The 4,492-nt window shown below is 65.8% G+C and carries 6 protein-coding genes; all 6 read left to right on the plus strand.

Features of this window, described 5'->3' with window-relative positions; translation table 11 throughout:
• The coding region (locus tag VK519_RS09530; RefSeq protein WP_324349313.1) for a DUF899 family protein at positions 1–264 on the plus strand (264 nt) is incomplete at its 5' end.
• Between the two features lie 129 nt (positions 265–393).
• Positions 394–645, plus strand: coding sequence for a hypothetical protein (locus tag VK519_RS09535; protein ID WP_324349315.1), 252 nt, complete (start codon positions 394–396; stop codon positions 643–645).
• Positions 646–721: 76 nt separating this feature from the next.
• Complete coding sequence (locus VK519_RS09540; protein ID WP_324349317.1) at positions 722–1,180, plus strand: MarR family winged helix-turn-helix transcriptional regulator; 459 nt, start codon at positions 722–724, stop codon at positions 1,178–1,180.
• A 22-nt stretch (positions 1,181–1,202) separates the two neighbouring features.
• Positions 1,203–2,651, plus strand: coding sequence for an efflux transporter outer membrane subunit (locus tag VK519_RS09545; protein ID WP_324349319.1), 1,449 nt, complete (start codon positions 1,203–1,205; stop codon positions 2,649–2,651).
• Positions 2,652–2,663: 12 nt separating this feature from the next.
• Positions 2,664–3,872: an HlyD family secretion protein gene (locus VK519_RS09550; RefSeq protein WP_324349320.1), complete on the plus strand. Its 1,209-nt coding sequence runs from the start codon at positions 2,664–2,666 to the stop codon at positions 3,870–3,872.
• Positions 3,873–3,922: 50 nt separating this feature from the next.
• Positions 3,923–4,492: DHA2 family efflux MFS transporter permease subunit (locus VK519_RS09555; RefSeq protein ID WP_324349321.1), on the plus strand; the 570-nt coding region annotated here is incomplete at its 3' end.

Consider the following 4,492-nt stretch of genomic DNA (forward strand, 5'->3'; position numbering starts at 1 on the left):
GACGGCGACCGCCTGTTCCGCACGTACTTCATCAACAACCGCGGCGACGAGCAGATGGGTGGCACCTGGAATTACCTCGACCTCACGCCGCTGGGGCGCCAGGAGGTCTGGGAAGATTCGCCCGAAGGCTATCCCCAGACCCCGACCTACAAATGGTGGAACTGGCACGACAGCTACGTCGAAGATGCCGCGCCCGACAAGAAGTGGGTCCAGGTGTCTGACATTGGCGAGGCGGCTTTCCGAGACCGCGACGCCAAGTCATAAGCCCGGAATTTGGCCGAATCACGACATAACTTGGCCGCCTATCGATATCAGAACATCCGCAGACGAGCGTAGCCTTTGCGACGCTCACCCGTCGGCAAGCACCCTCGTCCCCACCGAAGGATGGTCTTGATGAATGTCCTGCACCTGCCGGCCCGAGAGCCGGCTCCCGACGTCGAGGCGCTGGCGACCTTCGTCGCCTGCGCCCACGCCATGCTCGATCCCTCCACGCCCGAGGCTACCCGTCGCGCGGTCGAGGCCCGCTTGTTGGCGCAACTGCCAACGGTAAAGGCCCTTGGCCTGTTCGAACTCTTCGATGTGCGCGATCCGGCACTCAGCCAGCTGATTGCCGACGAACTGGGGGTCGAGGCCAACGCCGGCTGAATGCTGCGTCGCGGCAACTAGGTGACGAACATATATTTGCCTTGACAACTATATTTTCGGCAATAGAATACGCGGCATGAGTGTTCCCATCTGCGCCTATACCCCCGACATGGACAGCATCGGCCAGCTAATCGCCATCGTTCGGGGCGAGCTGGTGCGAGGCCTGGAGCGGGCCCTGGCCGACCTCGGCGTGGACCTGCGCTACACCCAGTTCCTGGTCATCAAGCGTCTGGCCGCTGCTGGCCCGATGTCCGCCACGGAGCTGGCGCGGGCCTCGGAACTGGACGGTGGGGCCATGACGCGATTGCTGGACCAGCTCGAGGCCAAGGGTTATCTGCGCCGGCGTCCACACGAACAGGACCGCCGCGCCCTGCGCATCGAACTCACCGAGGCCGGCGAAGCGATCTGGACCCATATGAGCGTCGCCCACAAGGCGATGCTTGAAGACGCGCAGCGCGATCTTTCCCAAGACGAGCGCGACCGGCTTCGCGACTACCTGCAACGCATGCTTGACGTGCTTCGCGATAAAGACTGAACTTCTGCTTAGGCAAACACTTATGCGTCCGTACCTACTCGCGGCGTCGACTGCGCTGCTCCTGGCCCTGGTCGGCTGCGCCTCCAGCGGCGGCCTGCACCCGGACGGCCAGCTCACCGAACCATCTTCGCTGCACGGTGAAAAGGCCCTGGCCAACATCAAGGTGTCGCCGGCCGCCTGGCCCGTGACCGATTGGTGGACCAGCCTCGGCGACGACCAGCTCAGTGCCTTGATCAACGAGGGCCTGAAGGGCAACCCGGACCTGGCCACCGCCGATGCGCGCGCCCGCCAGGCAGCTGCGCAGGCCGGCGCCGCCGATGCCGCGCGGGCGCCCACCGTCAATGCCGGCGCTTCCGTTGCCGGTGCACGCCTGCCAAGCAACCTGATCCCGTCGCCCATCGGTGGAAAGTTCACCTGGACCCCTTACGGCTACGCCAGCTTCAACTGGGACCTCGACCTCTGGGGCGGCAAGCGCGCTTCCTGGGAAGCGGCCCTGGGCAAGGCGCGCGCCGCCGAGGTGGATGCCAACGCGGCCCGAATTCTCGTCAGCACCAATATCGCCCGCGCTTATGTGCAGCTGGGGTACGCGTTCGCCCAACAGGATGTGGCCAACGCCGAGCTCGACCGCTCCAACCAGTCGCGCAAGCTCACCGGCCAGCGCGTGGCCGCGGGCGTCGACAGCCAGCTGCAGCTGAAGCAGGACGACGGACTGGTCGCCAGCGCGCAGCAGCAAGTGGCTGTGGCCGACCACGCCGTGGAAACGGCGCGGACCCAGCTGGCGATGCTGCTGGGCCAGGGCCCGGATCGCGGCCTGTCGATCGAGCGCCCGCATCCGCTCAATGCGTTGGCCATCGAGGTGCCGGACAATCTCCCCGCCGACCTCGTCGGCCGCCGTGCCGATCTGATCGCCGCACGCTGGCGCGTGGAAGCCGCCAGCCACGGCATCACGGCGGCGAAGGCGGAATTCATGCCCAACGTGACGCTCGGCGCGCTGGCGGGCCTGGCCAGCGGCGGCGCCAAGAACCTCTTCAGCGCGCAGTCGCTGTTCTACGAAGTGGCGCCGGCGATCAGCCTGCCGATCTTCGACGGCGGCCGTCGCCGGGCGAACCTGGCGGACGTCGATGCCGAGTACGACATCGCCGTGGCCCAGTACAACAAGGTGCTGGTGGAAGCCTTCAATGGCATCGCCGACGACCTCACCGGCTTAGGGTCGCTCGATACCCAGATCGCCGCGGAGCAGCGTGCGATGGATGCGGCAAGCCAGGCTTACGACCTTGCCCAGCAACGCTACAAAGCTGGCGTTGGCAGCTACCTGGAGGCACTGACCGTGCGCCAGCAGTTGCTGGTGGCCCAGCAGCGCATGGCAGCCCTCGTGGCCCAGCGCGTGGATCTTTCCGTCCAACTCATCCAGGCCCTCGGTGGCGGCTTCAACGTCGCGCCCACCGACATGCCCAACCACGTTCAATCCTAAGGCTGCACGACGATGACCACTGAAACCTCCGCCACACCCGGCGCCGTCGGCGCCACGCCCCCGAAGAGCCGCCGCGGCTTTTTCCTCCGCCTGCTAGTGGTTGTGCTGGTGCTGGCCGCGATCGCCTTCGGGCTCTGGTATTACTTCGACGGCCGCTGGTATGAAGACACCGACGATGCCTATGTCAACGGCAACGTGGTGCAGATCACCCCGCAGATCGCCGGCACCGTCACCTCCATCGGTGCCGACGACGGCGACCTGGTGCACCAGGGCGACGTGCTGGTGAAGCTCGACCCTTCCGACGCCGACGTACAGCTGGCCGGCGCCCGTGCCGACCTTGCCAACACGGTGCGCAAGGTGCGTGGGCTGTACAACAACGTCAACAGCGCCAAGTCCGATATGGCCGTGCGCCAGACCGCCGTGGACCGCGCCCGCGCCGACTTCAACCGTCGCCGCGACCTGGCCAAGTCCGGTGCGATCAGCGCCGAGGAACTCTCGCACGCGCAGGACGCGCTGACCTCCGCCGAGAGCGCGCTGAATTCGGCCAACCAGGCGTACAACACCAGCCGCGTGCTGGTGGACGATACGGTGGTGTCTTCGCACCCCGACGTGCAGGCCGCGGCCGCCCGCTTCCGCTCAACGTATCTGGCGGACGTGCGCACCACCCTGCGGGCGCCGGTGGATGGTTACATCGCCAAGCGCGGCGTGCAGGTGGGCCAGCGCGTGCAGCCGGGCGCGGCGCTGATGGCCGTGGTGCCGCTGCATCAGGTGTGGATCGACGCCAACTTCAAGGAAACGCAGCTCGGCAAGATGCGCATCGGCCAGCCGGTGCAGATCAAGGCCGACACCTACGGTAGCTCGGTGACCTACACGGGCATTGTAAAGAGCCTGGGCGTGGGTAGCGGCAGTGCGTTCTCGTTGCTGCCGGCGCAGAACGCCACCGGCAACTGGATCAAGATCGTCCAGCGCATCCCGGTGCGCGTGGTGTTCACCAAGCCTGAAGAGCTCGACAAGCATCCGCTGCGCCTGGGCCTGTCGACCGTGGTCACGGTAACCCTGCACGACCAGAGCGGCCCGCTGCTGGCGCAGCAAGCTCCGACGCAGCCCGCCTTCAGCACCGATGTCTACGACAAGCAGATGGTCAAGGCGAACGAGGAGATCGAGTCGATCATCCACCAGAACGTCGCCACGGGTGACGATCAGACGATGAAGGTGAAGTGAGCCCACCGGCCGTTCGCTGCGTCCACCCAACTTAAGTCCTGAAGAAAGCCATGTCAGCCCAGCTCGCCGCAAAACCGTTCGCTCCGCCGAACCTCGTGCTCTCGACCATCGGCCTGTCGCTGGCGACGTTCATGCAGGTGCTCGACACCACGATCGCCAACGTGTCGTTGCCGACGATCGCGGGCAACCTGGGCGTCAGTGCGAACCAGAGCACGTGGGTGATTACCTCGTTCGCCGTGAGCAACGCGATCGCCCTGCCCCTCACCGGCTTCCTTACCCGCCGGTTTGGCGAAACGAAGCTGTTCGTCTGGGCCACGTTGCTGTTCTCGCTGGCATCGTTGCTATGCGGCATGGCGCAGAGCATGGGCATGCTGATCGTGTTCCGCGCCATCCAGGGCGCGGTGGCAGGCCCCATGTACCCGATCACGCAGAGCCTGCTGATATCGATCTATCCACCGGCCAAACGCGGCATGGCGCTGGCCCTGCTGGCGATGGTGACGGTGGTGGCGCCCATTGCAGGCCCCATCCTGGGTGGCTACATCACCGACAATTATTCCTGGCCGTGGATCTTCTTCATCAACGTGCCGATCGGCATCTTCGCAAGCTTCGTGGTGGCGGGG

This window comes from Pinirhizobacter sp. (assembly GCF_035317885.1).
Classification (GTDB): Bacteria; Pseudomonadota; Gammaproteobacteria; order Xanthomonadales; family Rhodanobacteraceae; genus Pinirhizobacter.

What these genes read in the sequence shown, in the direction of transcription:
- VK519_RS09545 (WP_324349319.1), top strand. Translation starts at nt 1,203, where the DNA reads ATGCGTCCGTACCTACTCGCGGCGTCGACTGCGCTGCTCCTGGCCCTG.
- VK519_RS09550 (WP_324349320.1), top strand. Translation starts at nt 2,664, where the DNA reads ATGACCACTGAAACCTCCGCCACACCCGGCGCCGTCGGCGCCACGCCC.
- VK519_RS09540 (WP_324349317.1), top strand. Translation starts at nt 722, where the DNA reads ATGAGTGTTCCCATCTGCGCCTATACCCCCGACATGGACAGCATCGGC.
- VK519_RS09535 (WP_324349315.1), top strand. Translation starts at nt 394, where the DNA reads ATGAATGTCCTGCACCTGCCGGCCCGAGAGCCGGCTCCCGACGTCGAG.